The organism is Flavobacterium sp. MEB061, from assembly GCF_000834715.1.
GTDB lineage: Bacteria > Bacteroidota > Bacteroidia > Flavobacteriales > Flavobacteriaceae > Flavobacterium > Flavobacterium pectinovorum.
Genome location: NZ_JXQR01000074.1, coordinates 144657 through 160757 on the forward strand (window position 1 = coordinate 144657; position 16101 = coordinate 160757).

Here is a 16101-nt window from a genome sequence, read left to right on the forward strand (position 1 = left end):
AATGAAAATTGTTAATTTTTTATATCTCAGCATTTTGTTATTGTGCTGTCAGATTGGTTTTTCACAAACCATCTGGCAGGGACAATATCAATCGTACCGCATATTAGTTTCTGGTGATTTTGATAGTAAAATAGATTCCCTGGCCTTTAGTATTCCTGAATTAGGTTCAGAATCTAAAGTTGCCGTAAAAATTGTTGCTGATAGTGTTTCCTTTAAAAATGATATGTACGGTTTTACTTTTAAAGGAAAATACAATCCGCAGAAAACAGCAATCACAGGAATTTTTAATAATTACTCAATTCCAAATGCGACAATTATCTTAAAGAAACAAAACGAAATTAAACCGTTGTTTTTTGCACAGCATCCGCAAAAAACATATCCGTATGAAGTGAAAGATTTTACCTTTTTAGGAAAAAACACCAAACTGACGTATGGAGCGACATTGACACTTCCGAAAAATAAAAAGAAATATCCAATTGCTATTTTAATTTCAGGAACAGGACAGCATGATCGTAATTATACGTATGTAGGCAGAGAATTTTTTACCGTTTTAGCAGATTATCTGGCAAAAAACGGAATAGCTTCTTTGCGCGTTGACGACCGTGGAATTGGTAAAACAACAGGAGATTTTGAAATCGCAACAACCGGAGATTTTGCCGACGATATTGATGAAGAAATTGCCTGCCTAAAAAACGATCCAACTATTGATGCGTCACAAATAGGTTTAATTGGTCATAGCGAAGGAGGTATGATTGCATCGATTGTAAGTTCGAGGAATAAAGATGTAAAATTCATGATAAGCTTATCCGGAGTAGGAGTAAGCGGACTCGAAATGCTGAACTTGCAAAATACGGCAATCCTTAAAAGTTATGGTTTTACAGATGAAGTTGTGGGAAAACAAATGGAGTTGTACAACATATTGTTCAAAGCTGTTTATGATACCAAAGATGACGAATCTGCAAAACCTGTTATTGAAGCAAAAACAAAAGCCTGGATAAAAATGCAGGATTCAGTTATGCTAAAAAAAATACAGCTTTCAGACAGGCGTGATGAGACTTTTACCTACCGATATTCAAGAGATGCTGATAAAAAATGGTATCGATACACCATTCATTACAATCCTGAAGATTATTTGCCCAAAATTACAATTCCGGTATTTATAGGAAATGGAGACAAAGACATTCAGGTTCCGGCGGTAGAAAATGTAAATTCATTCAAAAAACATCTAAAAACCAAAGACCTGACGACTAAAATTTATCCGGGATTAAATCACATGTACCAGCATTGCACAACTTGTACGCAGAAAGAAGTCAAAGAAATAGACGAAGTTTTTGCTCCCGAAGTTCTGGACGATATCGCCAAATGGATTTTAAGCCGATATAAAAAGTAATATTAGGTGATCATCTTTGTCAAAGTTTCAAACTTTGACAAAGATTGAAAACCACAAAACACCTGATTACCAAGGTTCTTTATCTAAACTATTTTTCGTTTTATCAATTAATTATGGACTTTCCTTAATTGGATCGATCATGAAATGTTTCCTGCTATGAAAAAATTACTTTTATTGTTTTTGATACTTTTTAGTTTTCAAAACGCATTTTCTCAAATTTACGATCCGGTATCGTTTAAAACAGCTGTAAAAGAATTAGATAGTAATACTTATGAATTAAGTATTACAACCCAAATAGAAAAAAACTGGCACATTTATTCTCAAAAAGTTCCTGCAAACGGACCAATGCCAACGAGTTTTAAATTTGAAAAATCTAAAAATTATACGGTAAAAGGTGGGGTTACAGAACCAAACGGACATGAAGTTGATGATCCGGTTTTTAATATGCGAATTAAGTTTTTTGAAACCAAAGCTATTTTTACACAAATAATAGAGCGAAAAACAAATGAAGCTTTTAAGATAAATGCCACCATAGAATTTATGGTTTGCAACGATCAAAGCTGTTTACCGCCAACGGAAAGAGAATTTGTTTTTGAAATTCCGAAAGGTAATTTAAAAGAAGAAACAAAAGTAATTGTGGAAACTAAAACCACAAATTCCGATACAATTGCAACGGTTGCAACAGATACTGTAAAAGAAAATACGATAAAACCGGAAATCAAAAAAGCGGTTGTTACCGTAAAAAATGTTCCCGCGCCGGAAGAACAAAATATCTGGAGTGTTTTTTTATTGAGTTTTCTGGGAGGTTTGGCAGCATTGTTAACGCCTTGCGTTTTCCCGATGATACCAATGACGGTTAGTTTTTTTACCAAACAAAGCAAAACCAGAGCAGCCGGAATTCGAAATGCATTGTTGTACGGCTGGTTTATCATTATTATTTATGTAGCGCTGGGAACATTGGTAACCACACTTTTTGGTGCAGATGCCTTAAATGCGCTGGCCACAAATGTCGTTTTCAATTTGATATTCTTTTTATTATTGGTTGTTTTTGCGGTTTCCTTTTTGGGTGCATTCGAAATTGTATTACCAAGTTCATGGCTCACCAAAGTCGATAACAATTCACAGAAGAGTGGGGTTATCGGTATCTTTTTTATGGCTTTGGCTTTAGCGATAGTATCTTTTTCGTGTACAGGACCAATTGTGGGTACGTTATTAGTGCAATCAGCAAGTCAGGGAGGCTTAGCGCCCATCATCGGAATGTTTGGATTTTCATTGGCTATTGCTTTGCCGTTTACACTTTTTGCTGCTTTTCCGGGCTGGATGAATTCACTTCCAAAATCTGGCGGTTGGCTTAATTCTGTAAAAGTTGTTTTAGGCTTTTTAGAATTGGCTTTGGCCTTTAAATTTTTATCCAATGCCGATTTGGTGCTGCAATTGCATTTATTAGAAAGAGAAGTTTTTCTGGCTATCTGGATCGCAATTTTCCTTGTTTTGGCTTTGTATTTATTTGGAAAAATCCAATTGTCGCACGATTCTCCTGTAACGCATCTTTCTGTTGGGAGATTGAGTTTAGGAATTGCAGTTCTGGCTTTTGTAGTGTATTTAATTCCGGGACTTTGGGGAGCTCCATTGCAATATATCAGCGGTTTTCCGCCGGCAAAACAATATAGTGAATCGCCAAATGGTTTTGGAAACACAGCGGTTTCAAATGATGCAAAAGAGTTATTGCCAGAAGGCGCAGAAAGCGGTCCAAACGGAATCACGACTTTTCATGATTATGAAACCGGTTTGACCTACGCCAAAAAAGTAAACAAACCAGTTATGATCGATTTTACAGGATATGCCTGTGTAAATTGTCGTAAAATGGAAGAACGCGTCTGGCCGGATCCGCAAGTTTTATCACAGTTAAAAAATGATGTTGTCGTTATTTCTTTATATGTAGACGATAAAAGACCACTTGCAGAAAACGAGCAGATTGTATCAAAAATAACAGGTAAAAAATTAAAATATACTGGACAGAAATGGAGTGAATTTCAAATCCTGAAATACAAAACCAACGCCCAGCCTTATTATGTTTTAACAGATCATAACGGAGAATCCCTAAATCAGCCAACGGCTTATAATCCGGATATTCAATTTTATACGAATTGGTTAAAAGAAGGAGTAGGGAACTTTAAAAAATTAAAATAATACAATACTGGTTTTTCAAACATTATTATTTTAGAAGTATTTGAATTAGTAAGCTTGTACATCATTTGAGAAACCCTAAAAGAGCTGTTTTTGCCAACAGCTCTTTTTTAGGTTTCGTTTAGAAGTGCTTTTTGAGTTATTGTCAATAATCTAATTGAGCCTTACAGAAAGATTAAATGAACCTCACAACAAAGCAATACCGAAATATAAATTTTAATTTTGTATGTTAGTAATACAGTATAAGAAATCATGGATGTTCAGCAAGACGATAAATTAAAAACATTAAGCTATTCGGGCATATTTTTGTCCTGTTTTAGTGATTATAGCGAAAAGTGTATTCACGCCACGCCCGAACATGTTTTGGTTTATTTGTACTCCGGAGAACAGATTATAGAGGACAGAAATAAAAAAATAATATTACAGGCAGGTGATTGTGCTTTTATCAGAAGAGATCATCGATTAAAAATGTACAAAAATAGTAAAGGTGAAGATTTGTACAAAGGTATTTCATTGACTTTTAAGCGGAATATATTGCGTGATTTTTACAACAAAATGAATAAATCTGAAATTCCTAAAGCTGCAAAAGTTACCGATCAAACGGTTTTCAAATTAGATACAAGTCCCGCAATAGAAAGTTTATTTCAATCGCTTACCCCTTATTTTGACAGTAACATAAAACCAACAGAAGGTGTTACACATTTAAAATTATTGGAAGGAATTTATGCTTTGCTGAATAGCAATGAACAACTCTATCCAATACTTTTTGACTTTGCCGAACCCTGGAAAATTGATCTTTTGGAATTCCTCAACGAAAACTATAATCAGGAACTTTCAATGGAACAAATAGCTTCGTTTACCGGACGAAGTCTGGCCACTTTTAAAAGAGATTTTAAAAAAATCAGCAACCTCACACCTCAAAAATGGCTCATAAAAAAACGTTTGGAAATGGCTTACATAAAACTAAAAGAAGAAGGCAGAAAAGTACAAGACGTATATATAGAAGTTGGTTTTAAAAACCCATCTCATTTTTCAACCGCCTTTAAAAAACAATACGGAATTTCGCCAACGGAAATTTAGACTTTTTTATCCTTTTTTAATTTTACGGAAGAAGGTTCGCTTTTAATTTTTTCGCGATGCTGCATTCCCCATTTTGTCATTGCTCCCACAACTTCTTCGAGTGTATGACTGTAGGGCAGAAGTTCATATTCTATACTTACAGGATATCCATTTTCTACTTTTTTAATGATAAAACCATTCATTTCCAGTTCTTTTAATTCGCTGGAAAGAACCCTTGCAGAGATTCCTGTAACTTGTCTCTGAATTTCGGTAAATCGTTTATTTCCTCTTGCCATCGCGATGATAATCATCAGTTTCCATTTGCCGCCAATGGCATATAAAGCGTCTGAAACTGCCATTAAAACTTTATGGCAATCTTCTGTAAATGCTTTGTTATCTACTTGATTTTCTTTTACTTCATTCATAACTATGTTGTTTATTACTTGCTAACCTTTAGGTAATCACTAATAAAATGTAAGCAAATATAATATAATTTTGACATGTAATAATTACACAAAATAAATTTTCAATTTGAATTAAACGACAAAATTATGACCCTAGAGATTTTAAAAACAAAAGAAGAACTTAGAAACTTAATTGATGATTATGCCTATTTAGGTGATGATAAAAAAATTGCAGAAATGATGGATTTATTAACACCGGATGTTACCTATAAAGTTTATATGGGTGGCGTTTTGGTGGCCGATGTTTCCGGAAGGGAAAATATGGAAAAAGATTTTAATCATCATGCTTCTCTGGTAAAAACCTATTTTACATTGAATGGACAGCATACTGTAAAAATCGGTAACGAAACTGCTTCGGGAGTTTCTTTTACTCAAATCAAAATGATCAGAGAGGTTGAAGGAAAAGATATTTTGACTGATTACAGTGTCAAATATGATGACAATTACGTATTTGTAAATGGAAAATGGTTCATCAAAGACCGTGTCGCTCATTTCCTGATTATCGAAACAAGACCTGTTTCTTAAATTTATTGAGCTTGTCAGAAAGATTCTTTGAGCCTCGCAGTAAAGCCACTGCGAGGCTTTGTCTTTAATTTTGTGTTTTAAATATTAAACAGATGCAAACAACAATATTCGACCGATTAAGAAATGGCGAAATCATTTCATCAGCAGATAAAGATGCACATAAAATGCGTGAAGCTTCCTTTGCTACAAAGAAATTATTGCTTCAGATGAATAATTCGTCAGACCCCACAGAAATCAGGAATTTTTTAAGCCAAATTACAGCTACTGAAATCGACGAAAGCGTAAGTGTATTTACACCATTATATATCAATTACGGGAAAAATACCAAAATCGGTAAAAATGTATTCATCAACTTTGATTGCGTTTTTCTTGATTTGGGCGGAATTACCATTGAAGACAATGTATTAATAGCTCCGAAAGTAAGTTTGCTTACCGAAGGTCACCCAACTTCAATCGAAGACAGACATTCTCTAATTCCAAAACCAATTCTCATTAAAAAAAATGCCTGGATTGGCGCCAACGCTACCATTTTGCCGGGTGTAACGATTGGCGAAAATTCAGTTGTCGCAGCAGGAGCGGTAGTTTCTAAAGATGTTCCCGATAATACGATCGTAGGCGGAATTCCTGCAAAAATTTTAAAAACAATTTAATTTAATAAAATGAAAAAAACATTGATTATTACAATGATGCTTCTTTTAACAGGGCAAGCATTTTCGCAAGACAAAAAATCTAAATCAGAAAAAATGAATACATCAAAAGAACATTATACCTTTCAATTAAGTGATAAAGTAACGCGTCAAAAAGTAAGCTTCAAAAATCGTTATGGTATTACTTTAAGCGGAGATTTATATCTTCCGAAAAATGCCGGAAACACAAAATTAGCCGCATTGGCAATTAGCGGGCCTTTTGGAGCTGTAAAACAACAATCATCAGGATTATACGCAAATATAATGGCCGAACGTGGTTTTGCTGTGATAGCATTTGATCCGTCTTACACAGGCGAAAGTAGTGGCGAACCACGAAATGTAGCTTCTCCTGAAATTAATACTGAAGATTTTAGTGCCGCGGTTGATTTTTTAGGATTACAAAAAAACGTTGACAGAAGCAAAATCGGTATCATCGGGATTTGTGGTTTTGGAGGTTTTGCTTTAAATGCCACTGCAATTGACAAACGAGTAAAAGCGGTTGCTGTGACAAGTTTATATGATATGACCAGAGTAATGTCGAAGGGTTACAATGATTCTGTTACTTTAGAACAAAGAACCAAAACATTAGAAAATTTGGGTGAGCAGCGTTGGAAAGATGCAGAAAACGGAAAACCGGCAGATGGTCCAAGAAATTTACCGGAAACATTGAAAGGCGATGAACCACAATTTATAAAAGAATATTTTGATTACTACAGAACTCCACGTGGTTTTCATGCTAACTCTGTAAACTCAAACGGAGCCTGGCTGGTGACAAATCCAATATCTTTTATGAATATGCCAATTTTAAGTTATGTAAAAGAAATTTCGCCGAGACCAATGCTTTTAATCGCAGGAGAAAATGCGCACTCAAGATATTTTAGTGAAGATATTTTTAAAGTGGCAAATGAACCAAAAGAATTAATAATTATCCCAAATACTGTTCACGTTGATTTGTATGATAAAGTTAATGTGATTCCTTTCGATAAGCTGGAAAAATTCTTTAAAGATAATTTGAAATAATATATCAGATGGCAATTTGAAGCGATGCCAAATATTCTAATGTATAAAGAAATAAATCGGGCGCATCAGCATTTATCCCAATTACAAACCTCCAAAGTTATTTTGATTTTGGAGGTTATTTTATGTTTACGGACTTTTCGCCAGAGTCATTAATTCCGATAGGTAACATGACTTTCCAGATGTAATATTTCTAATTTTCGCTGCGCATAAATCTCAAAATTACAGCGTGAAAATTCTTCTCCTTTTTTACTTGTAATCAGGTGGTTATAAATCTTTTGGTTGAAATAATCTTTTTTGCCCAAAATTTCCCATTCCTCAATATAGGATTGATCCAATACTTTTGGAAAAAGTTGTGGATTGATAAAAACCAGGGTTCTCAATTTTTATAGCAGACACTTTAAATAATTTAATTTTGTAATAGAATAAATAGTATTTTTACTGTATTGAAAACAACCAATATCATATTGTCTTTTGTCATTCTTATTATTTCCTTCATGCCGTGTGCTGATATGGAAATGAATAATGCTGCGCAAAAGACAGCTCAATTTACTGAAACTCATATAGATCATTCGCATGACACACAAAATGATTTGTGCTCACCATTTTGCGTATGCAGTTGTTGTGGAGTGCAAGTGTTAAGTTATGCATCTGCAATTAATTTTGATTTTCATGTTATAGGGTCTTTGATTAAGCGTCCGTTACCAAATTACATCTCAGTTTTAGCTTCCAATTTCTACGGAAGTATTTGGCAGCCACCTCAAATAGTATAATGTTGCCCGTCCCGAATTTTCGGGATTCGGTTAGAGATTTGTGGACTTTCCACACAATTTAAAGACAATTTATTGTCTTAATTTCTCATTTCATTATATATTCAAATGTTAGATAAAATTATACAGTTTAGTATAAGGAATAAATTCATTATACTATTATTTACCTTGGTTTTAATTGCCTGGGGAAGCTATTCGCTTAAAAAATTACCACTTGATGCATTGCCTGATGTAACCAATAATCAGGTTCAGATTATTACTACAGCGCCAACTTTGGCCAGTCAGGAAGTAGAGCAATTAATTACTTATCCGCTTGAGCAATCTGTCAAAACCGTTGCTAAAGTCATTGAACTTCGTAGTATTTCTCGTTTCGGGTTATCGGTAGTGACCGTGGTTTTTGAAGATAATGTTGACATTTACTGGGCCAGAGAGCAAATATTTCAACGTTTAAAACAAGCAGAAGAGAATATCCCTGCGTATGCCGGAACTCCTGAACTCGCGCCTATTACAACTGGTTTAGGAGAAATTTATCAATATGATGTGTATGCCAAAAAAGGATATGAAGATAAGTATGATGCGATACAATTAAGAACCATACAAGATTGGATCATTATTCCGCAATTGCAGGGAATAGCAGGCGTAGCAGATGTTAGTACCTGGGGTGGTAAATTAAAACAATATGAAATAGCTGTCAATCCAAATACTTTAAATAGTTTAGGCGTCACCATCACTGAAATTTTTGATGCTTTAGAGAAAAACAATCAAAATACGGGGGGCGCTTATATCGAAAAAGACCAGTATGCCTACTTTATTCGTGGAGTCGGCATGGCTACAGGTGTAAAAGATTTAGGAAACGTAGTAGTCAAAAATCGTAATGGTTCTCCGGTTCTGGTTCGTGATGTTGCAGAAGTTCGGGAAGGCATTTCACTTCGATATGGTGCTTCTACTAAAGATGGTAAGGGAGAAATTGTTTGTGGACTGGCTTTGATGCTTAAAGGAGAAAATTCAAGTGCAGTTGTTGCGCGTATTAAAGAAAAAATGATCCAAATAAATAAAAGCCTGCCAGAAGGAGTTGTAGCAGAAGCCTTCATTGACAGAGGAAAATTAGTTGATAGTGCTATTGGAACAATAAGTAAAAATTTATTGGAGGGAGCATTGATCGTTATTTTTGTACTTATTTTATTTTTAGGAAATCTTCGTGCAGGTTTAATTGTAGCATCTGTAATCCCATTGGCGATGCTTTTTGCCGTTATTTTAATGAATGCCTTTGGCGTAAGCGGAAACTTAATGAGCTTGGGAGCAATTGATTTTGGAATCATCGTCGATGGTGCGGTTATCATAGTTGAAGCTACGATGCATCATTTGCAGAAACTCAAAAGAAAAGATAAATTATCACAAGAAGAAATGGATACTGAAGTTTATAATTCAGCATCTAAGATTAGAAATAGTGCTGCATTTGGAGAAATCATTATTCTTATCGTTTACTTGCCTATTTTGGCTCTTATTGGTACAGAGGGAAAAATGTTTAAACCTATGGCTATGACAGTTGGTTTTGCTGTTATTGGTGCTTTTATTCTTTCGTTAACGTATGTACCCATGATGAGTGCTATGTTTTTATCTAAAAATACAGAACACAAAGAAAACTTTAGTGACCGAATGATGGCGTGGCTGGAGAATATTTACGCACCATTTTTAGAAAAGGCTTTGGCCTTTAAAAAAACAGTATTAGGTATTGCTCTTGGTTTATTTATTTTGGGAGTCATTGTTTTTCAAAATATGGGAGGAGAATTTATTCCAACTATCGAAGAAGGAGATCTGGCACTAAATGTTACTATTATGACAGGAAGTTCTCTAACCCAAATGATAAAGACTACTACGGAATATGAAAAGATTTTAAAAGATAAATTTCCTGAGATTAAAACCGTTGTAGCTAAAATTGGAAGCGGTGAAATACCAACAGACCCAATGCCAATAGAAAGTGCAGATTTGATTATTGTTCTTAAAGATAAAAAGCAATGGTCAGGAAAATACAAAAATTGGGAAGATTTAGCGAATGCGATGAAAAAAGAAATGGAAATTATTCCTGGAGTAAACATTGAGATTTCACAACCTATTCAAATGCGTTTTAATGAATTGATGACCGGAAGCAGAAGTGATATTGCGATTAAGATTTTTGGAGATGACTTAGAAATTCTGGATGCAAAAGCAGCCGAACTCATTTCGAAAGTAAAAAACATTGAGGGAATAGGAGATTTAAAAGCAGATAAAGTTACTGGTTTACCACAAATTACGATCAAATATGATTATAACAAAATCGCTTTGTATGGTTTGAATATATCCGATATTAACCGCATTATTCGTTCGTCATTTGCGGGAGAGATTGCAGGTAAGATATACGATGAAAGCAAGCGGTTTGATGTTGTAGTACGAATGAATGCCGATAACAGAAGCGATATTGCCGATGTGAGCAATTTATTTATACCATTGCCAAATGGGCAGCAGGTACCACTTTCGCAAGTGGCTTCCATTAATTATGAGCAAGGTCCTGTACAGGTTTCGCGTGAAGATGGTAAGCGAAGAATAACAGTCGGACTGAATGTTCGTGGTCGTGATATTAAAAGTGTAGTAGAGGAAATTCAGCAAAAACTAGATAAAAGTTTTGAACTTCCCGCAGGCTATTATGTTACTTATGGAGGGCAGTTTGAGAATTTAATTGAAGCCACAAAACGGTTATCAATTGCATTGCCAATTGCTTTGGGATTAATTTTAATATTATTATTTTTTACTTTTAATAGTTTCAAACAAGCCGGATTAATCTTTACAGCTATTCCGTTATCAGCTATTGGAGGAATTTTTGCACTTTGGTTGCGAGGTATGCCATTTAGTATTTCGGCTGGAATTGGTTTTATTGCTTTATTCGGAATAGCGGTATTAAACGGAATTGTCCTGATTTCGTATTTCAATCAGCTTAAAGCAGAAGGAATAACAGATCCGCTACAACGAGTATTCCTTGGAACCAAAACCAGACTAAGACCAGTATTAATGACAGCTGCCGTTGCATCTCTGGGTTTTTTGCCAATGGCATTATCAACCAGTGGAGGTGCAGAAGTACAAAAACCATTGGCAACAGTAGTTATTGGCGGATTATTTTCGGCAACCCTGCTCACCTTAATTGTTTTGCCAATTCTATATCTGCTATTGGAGAACAATACTAAAAAAAGAAAAATGATATCACAACCTCTTACCATCGCATTGTTATTGCTTTTTACGAGTATTTCATTTGCCCAAACTACACAACCGGTAAGTTTACAAAAAGCAATTGAAATAGGGAAATCTAACAATATAGATTTAAAAATTGCCGATAAAGAAATTGAGAAACAAACCGCTCTTAAAAAGACAGCTTTCCAAGCTGATCCGCTTAATGTTCAATATCAGGGAGGTCAATTCAACAGTGTTGATTTTGATCATAATATTTCGATTCAGCAATACTTTCCGATAGGAAAAATTACCAAAGCCAATCGACAATTACAAGAAGAACTGGTCAAGCTGGCTGAAAAGCGAAAAGCATTATCTGAATATGAAATAGAAAAAGCAATCACGCTGTCTTATTATCAATATCTATACGGTATTTCAATCCAAAAACTGAATTCTGAACTTAATGATATTTATACCAAATTTCTTAAAAATGCAGAGCTTCGTTTTAAAACTGGAGAAAGTGGCAATATCGAGGTTATTAGTGCCAAGGCGAAGGTAAAAGAGATCGAAACGCAAAAAGAGCAGCTTAGTTATGATATGGCTATTTACCAAAAGCAATTTCAGTTTTTTGTTCAAACTAACGAAAATATAGTACCAGATACCAATACTACATTACTCTATTCTGATGTAAATGAGAAAGGAAAATCAAAAGCAGAGGGTCTGGTTACAGATTATTATAATCAGCAAATTTCGGTATATCAAAAAGAAGCCAATACGTTTAAAGCTATGCGTACGCCAAAATTAGGATTGGGATATTTTGCCCAAACCATCAATACAGAATCTTTGTTTCAGGGCTTTACAGCAGGGCTTCAAATTCCGTTATTTGGAGGAGTTAATACAGCCAAAGCACAGGCAGCTTCTATAAGCATTTCGCAGTCAGAGCTTGCATTAGATAAAAACAAATTGGCTTTGAATTTTCAAATGCAGGAATTGCAGAACAATTTTGAAAAGCAAAAAAAAGCATTGACCTATTATCAAAATGAAGGAACACAATATGCAAATCAAATTATAAAGTCGGCAGAAAAAAGTTATGCTAATGGTGATATGAGCTATTGGTCGTACATCAGTTTTTTGAATCAGGCCATTGACATTAAAAAACAGTATGCAGAAGCAGCACATTCCTTTAATCAAAGCGCGATAGAATTACAGTTTCCATCCCTTACAAATAAATAAATTCCGCAAAATGAAAAAATATAATATTTCAACAATAACAGCTAAAATCAGTTTATTGATGCTGGTTTTAAGTCTTTTTTTAATCACTTCCTGTCAGGATAAAAAAACCGAAGAAACGCACGAAGAAGAAAAATCTGAAACGGAAGTAGCATTAACGGCTGATCAATTTAAAACCGTTGGAATCGAAACAGGTTTGGTTGAAGAGAGAAACCTGAACAAAATCATAAAAGCAAACGGTTATACAACGGTACCGCCTCAAAATTCTGCAGAAGTAGCAACCTTAATTGGCGGAACGGTTAAAGATATTTTTGTTTTAGAAGGCACTTATGTCAACAAGGGAAAAGTTCTGGCAACCATTCAAAATCTGGAAGTAATCGAGATGCAGGAAGATTATCATTCTGCAACAGCAAATATCGAATATTTACAATTAGAATATAATCGCCAGAAAACACTGAGTGATGAGAATGTTAATCCAAGGAAAATTTTTCAGGAAGTAAAATCAAAACTGGCAGCAGAGAGAGCAAGAGCACAGGCAGCAAAAAATAAACTCGAAACTTTGCATGTAAGCACCAAAGGCAATAGTTCACTTGTTCCTATCGTAGCACCTATTAGTGGTTATGTAGGCAAAATAAACATTGCAAAAGGGGCATTTGCAGAAACTGGACTGATTTTATTTGAAGTAGTAGATAACAGTCAGATGCATTTAGACTTAAATGTTTATGAAAAAGATCTGGGTTCTATTTCTGTTGGGCAGGTTATTGATTTTGTGTTAACGAATCAATCGAATAAATCAATTAAAGGAAAAATCTTCGGAATTAATAAATCTTTTTCGAATGAAAGTAAAACGGTAGCAGTACATGCAAAAATAGATCCTGCCAATGCAAAAGATTTAATTCCGGGAATGTATGTCTCGGCAAACATCAATATCACAAATGTAACTGTTCCCGCATTACCAAAAGATGCTATTGTTAGAAATGGTGATAAATATTTTGTTTATATTCAGGAACAAAATCACCTCAAGAAGAAAAGTGCAAACAAAGAAAAAGAACAGGATGAAATTCATTTTAAAGCTATTGAAGTTATTCCCGGAACAACAGACTTAGGTTTTACAGAGGTAAAATTTGTAGATGAAATACCTTCTGGTGCACGAATAGTTTTCAAGGGCGCTTTTTATTTATTATCAGCAATAAAAGGCGGTGGGGAGCATGAACATTAAAAAATCAACATTCGATAATTAAATTTTTGAATTAGAAAAAATCAAAAAAATTATGATACATCAACACAAATACGATGCAAATGGCAAACAGCTTTGTTGCACACAAGAGGAAAAAATTAATAAAAAATCAGATAAAAACAGCGGTTGTTGTTCGGCACATGATGAACAGGAACATTCTGATGAGGATGGGCATAATCATGAACATAATGCTAATGAAAGTACCTTAAAAATGTTCCTTCCTGCTATAATCTCATTAGTTTTGTTACTCGTAGCTATAGGTCTTGATAATTATTTTCAGCCAAGCTGGTTTACAAAATATGTTAGATTATCCTGGTATATAGTGGCTTATTTACCTGTTGGAATTCCTGTTTTGAAAGAAGCATTTGAAAGTATAACAAAAGGCGAATTTTTCTCTGAATTTCTTTTGATGTGTATTGCTACACTTGGAGCATTTGCCATTGGTGAATATCCGGAAGGAGTCGCAGTAATGCTATTTTATACTATTGGCGAAGTCTTTCAGACTTTGGCAGTAAGCAGGGCAAAATCAAATATAAAAAGTTTGTTGGACCAACGTCCTGACGAAGTTAGTATTTTAGTGAATAATCTTGTACAAACCGTAAAAGCAGCAGATGTAAGTATTGGGACTATTATACAGCTTAAATCCGGGGAGAAACTAGGATTAGACGGAGAATTAATATCAGAGAAAGCATCGTTTAATACCGCCGCTCTAACGGGTGAAAGCAAACCAGATACTAAAGTAAAAGGTGAAACCGTTTTGGCGGGTATGATAAACGGAACAACCATTGCTCAGGTAAAGGTCACTACTGCCTATAATGACAGTAAGCTTTCCAAAATATTAGAAATGGTTCAAAATGCAACGGCTCAAAAAGCACCAACGGAGCTATTCATCAGAAAATTTGCCAAAATCTATACACCAATAGTGGTTTTTCTAGCCATTGCCATTTGTTTATTGCCTTATTTTTTTGTGCCTAACTATGATTTTAATGATTGGTTATACCGGGCATTGGTCTTTCTGGTAATATCTTGCCCTTGTGCTTTAGTAATTAGTATTCCGCTTGGTTATTTTGGAGGAATTGGTGCAGCGAGTAAAAACGGGATATTGTTTAAGGGGAGTAACTTTTTGGATAGTATTGCCAATATCCAAAATGTAGTAATGGACAAAACAGGAACCATGACTGAAGGAGTTTTTATGGTTCAGGAAGTTATTATTTCAAATGAATTTGAAAGAGAAGAAATACTTAAAATGGTTAATGCTTTAGAAAGCCAAAGTACCCATCCAGTCGCTACTGCCATTCATAATCACGTAGGCGCAATTGATCCTTCCATTGAACTTAAAAATGTAGAAGAAATAGCAGGGCATGGATTAAAAGCTGAAATCAACGGAAAAGAACTTCATGTGGGCAATTTTAAATTGATGGACAAATTTAGCATTCCGTATGATATTGATCCAGATTCTATTGTTTACACGTTGATTGCCATTGCCTATGATAAAAAGTTTGCAGGATATTTAACTATTGCTGACTTGATTAAAGAGGATGCACAGCTAACTATCGACAAACTAAAATCGATGGGGGTTAAAACCACAATGCTAAGTGGGGATAAAAATACTGTAGTGCAGTTTGTAGCGAATAAACTAGGTATAAGTAATGCTTTTGGGGACTTATTGCCTGAAGATAAAGTAAATAAAGTAAATGAAATAAAAGCTAAAAATGAAACAGTAGCTTTTGTTGGTGATGGAGTTAATGATGCGCCGGTTGTGGCATTAAGTACTGTAGGAATTGCAATGGGCGGCTTGGGAAGTGATGCAACAATTGAAACAGCCGATGTTGTAATTCAGGATGATAAACCCAGTAAAATACCAATGGCAATCAATATAGGAAAACAAACGCGCAAGATAGTCTGGCAAAACATTACGCTGGCTTTTGTTGTTAAAGGAATTGTTTTGATTCTGGGTGCGGGAGGCTTGGCTACGATGTGGGAAGCTGTATTTGCAGATGTTGGAGTGGCATTATTGGCAATTTTAAATGCTGTGAGAATTCAGAAAATGAAATTTTAAATAGATAAATTTATAAAAAAGCGCCATTGATTTGGCGCTTTTTTATTTAATTGTTTTTCGGTATAGCGCTACACTACAGCTCATAATTCCTTGCTGGCTGAAACCCATTAAATAAACCTGTTTTTCATCAAAATAAAGTTCACCTTTCAGGTCTTCAATAAAATCTAATATGGTAACTGAATATCATTTTAACTGGCTGAATGTTGGGATAAGTAATTTTAAATATTGATGTTTTGCTAGCTGGCAATTATGTAATTACATAATTGCTAATTGTAAGTACAT

12 protein-coding genes are annotated in these 16101 nt (G+C 34.7%); 10 read left to right on the forward strand and 2 right to left on the reverse strand.

Annotated features, from left to right (window positions below; genetic code table 11):
* Position 1: 1 nt before the first annotated feature.
* From RT99_RS21735 to RT99_RS21745, 3 genes are all read left to right on the forward strand, one after another.
* Positions 2-1390, forward strand: coding sequence for a S9 family peptidase (locus RT99_RS21735; protein WP_052483759.1), 1389 nt, complete (start codon positions 2-4; stop codon positions 1388-1390).
* A 156-nt stretch (positions 1391-1546) separates the two neighbouring features.
* Positions 1547-3580, forward strand: coding sequence for a thioredoxin family protein (locus RT99_RS21740; protein WP_042567203.1), 2034 nt, complete (start codon positions 1547-1549; stop codon positions 3578-3580).
* Between the two features lie 249 nt (positions 3581-3829).
* Complete coding sequence (locus tag RT99_RS21745) at positions 3830-4657, forward strand: AraC family transcriptional regulator (protein WP_042566842.1); 828 nt, start codon at positions 3830-3832, stop codon at positions 4655-4657.
* Here RT99_RS21745 and RT99_RS21750 read toward each other — a convergent pair.
* Positions 4654-5061 carry a helix-turn-helix domain-containing protein gene (locus tag RT99_RS21750; protein WP_042566843.1) on the reverse strand — a complete coding sequence of 136 codons (408 nt, stop codon included), beginning with the start codon at positions 5059-5061 and terminating at the stop codon, positions 4654-4656. The two genes, RT99_RS21745 and RT99_RS21750, sit on opposite strands and share 4 nt — an antisense overlap.
* Before the next feature lie 126 nt (positions 5062-5187).
* On the opposite strand from RT99_RS21750, the gene RT99_RS21755 reads away from it, so the two are divergent.
* The 3 genes from RT99_RS21755 (at position 5188) to RT99_RS21765 (ending at position 7331) form a co-directional block, all read left to right on the forward strand.
* Positions 5188-5625 carry a nuclear transport factor 2 family protein gene (locus tag RT99_RS21755; RefSeq protein WP_042566844.1) on the forward strand — a complete coding sequence of 146 codons (438 nt, stop codon included), beginning with the start codon at positions 5188-5190 and terminating at the stop codon, positions 5623-5625.
* An 83-nt stretch (positions 5626-5708) separates the two neighbouring features.
* Positions 5709-6275: a sugar O-acetyltransferase gene (locus RT99_RS21760; protein WP_371198334.1), complete on the forward strand. Its 567-nt coding sequence runs from the start codon at positions 5709-5711 to the stop codon at positions 6273-6275.
* A 9-nt stretch (positions 6276-6284) separates the two neighbouring features.
* Entirely contained in the window at positions 6285-7331 is a 1047-nt protein-coding gene (locus tag RT99_RS21765) for an alpha/beta hydrolase (protein WP_042566846.1), read from the forward strand.
* A 149-nt stretch (positions 7332-7480) separates the two neighbouring features.
* Here the strand turns inward: RT99_RS21765 and RT99_RS21770 are convergent, their stop codons facing one another.
* The gene (locus tag RT99_RS21770; RefSeq protein WP_042566847.1) at positions 7481-7711 is read right to left on the reverse strand and encodes a hypothetical protein; all 231 of its coding nucleotides are present in this window, start codon (positions 7709-7711) and stop codon (positions 7481-7483) included.
* Positions 7712-7774: 63 nt separating this feature from the next.
* Between RT99_RS21770 and RT99_RS25950 the strand changes: the two genes are divergently transcribed.
* The 4 genes from RT99_RS25950 to RT99_RS21790 all read left to right on the forward strand — a co-directional run bounded on the left by RT99_RS25950 (position 7775) and on the right by RT99_RS21790 (position 15819).
* Positions 7775-8101, forward strand: a complete 327-nt coding sequence (locus RT99_RS25950) for a DUF6660 family protein (protein WP_371198233.1) — start codon at positions 7775-7777, stop codon at positions 8099-8101.
* A 105-nt stretch (positions 8102-8206) separates the two neighbouring features.
* Positions 8207-12526 (forward strand): CusA/CzcA family heavy metal efflux RND transporter, encoded by a 4320-nt coding sequence (locus tag RT99_RS21780; RefSeq protein ID WP_042566849.1) that lies wholly within the window; start codon positions 8207-8209, stop codon positions 12524-12526.
* A gap of 10 nt (positions 12527-12536) precedes the next feature.
* Positions 12537-13742: an efflux RND transporter periplasmic adaptor subunit gene (locus RT99_RS21785; protein WP_042566850.1), complete on the forward strand. Its 1206-nt coding sequence runs from the start codon at positions 12537-12539 to the stop codon at positions 13740-13742.
* A 52-nt stretch (positions 13743-13794) separates the two neighbouring features.
* Complete coding sequence (locus RT99_RS21790; protein ID WP_042566851.1) at positions 13795-15819, forward strand: heavy metal translocating P-type ATPase; 2025 nt, start codon at positions 13795-13797, stop codon at positions 15817-15819.
* Positions 15820-16101 lie beyond the last annotated feature (282 nt).

What these genes read in the sequence shown, in the direction of transcription:
- RT99_RS21735 (WP_052483759.1), top strand. Translation starts at nt 2, where the DNA reads ATGAAAATTGTTAATTTTTTATATCTCAGCATTTTGTTATTGTGCTGT.
- RT99_RS21740 (WP_042567203.1), top strand. Translation starts at nt 1,547, where the DNA reads ATGAAAAAATTACTTTTATTGTTTTTGATACTTTTTAGTTTTCAAAAC.
- RT99_RS21745 (WP_042566842.1), top strand. Translation starts at nt 3,830, where the DNA reads ATGGATGTTCAGCAAGACGATAAATTAAAAACATTAAGCTATTCGGGC.
- RT99_RS21750 (WP_042566843.1), bottom strand. Translation starts at nt 5,061, where the DNA reads ATGAATGAAGTAAAAGAAAATCAAGTAGATAACAAAGCATTTACAGAA.
- RT99_RS21755 (WP_042566844.1), top strand. Translation starts at nt 5,188, where the DNA reads ATGACCCTAGAGATTTTAAAAACAAAAGAAGAACTTAGAAACTTAATT.
- RT99_RS21765 (WP_042566846.1), top strand. Translation starts at nt 6,285, where the DNA reads ATGAAAAAAACATTGATTATTACAATGATGCTTCTTTTAACAGGGCAA.
- RT99_RS21780 (WP_042566849.1), top strand. Translation starts at nt 8,207, where the DNA reads ATGTTAGATAAAATTATACAGTTTAGTATAAGGAATAAATTCATTATA.
- RT99_RS21785 (WP_042566850.1), top strand. Translation starts at nt 12,537, where the DNA reads ATGAAAAAATATAATATTTCAACAATAACAGCTAAAATCAGTTTATTG.
- RT99_RS21790 (WP_042566851.1), top strand. Translation starts at nt 13,795, where the DNA reads ATGATACATCAACACAAATACGATGCAAATGGCAAACAGCTTTGTTGC.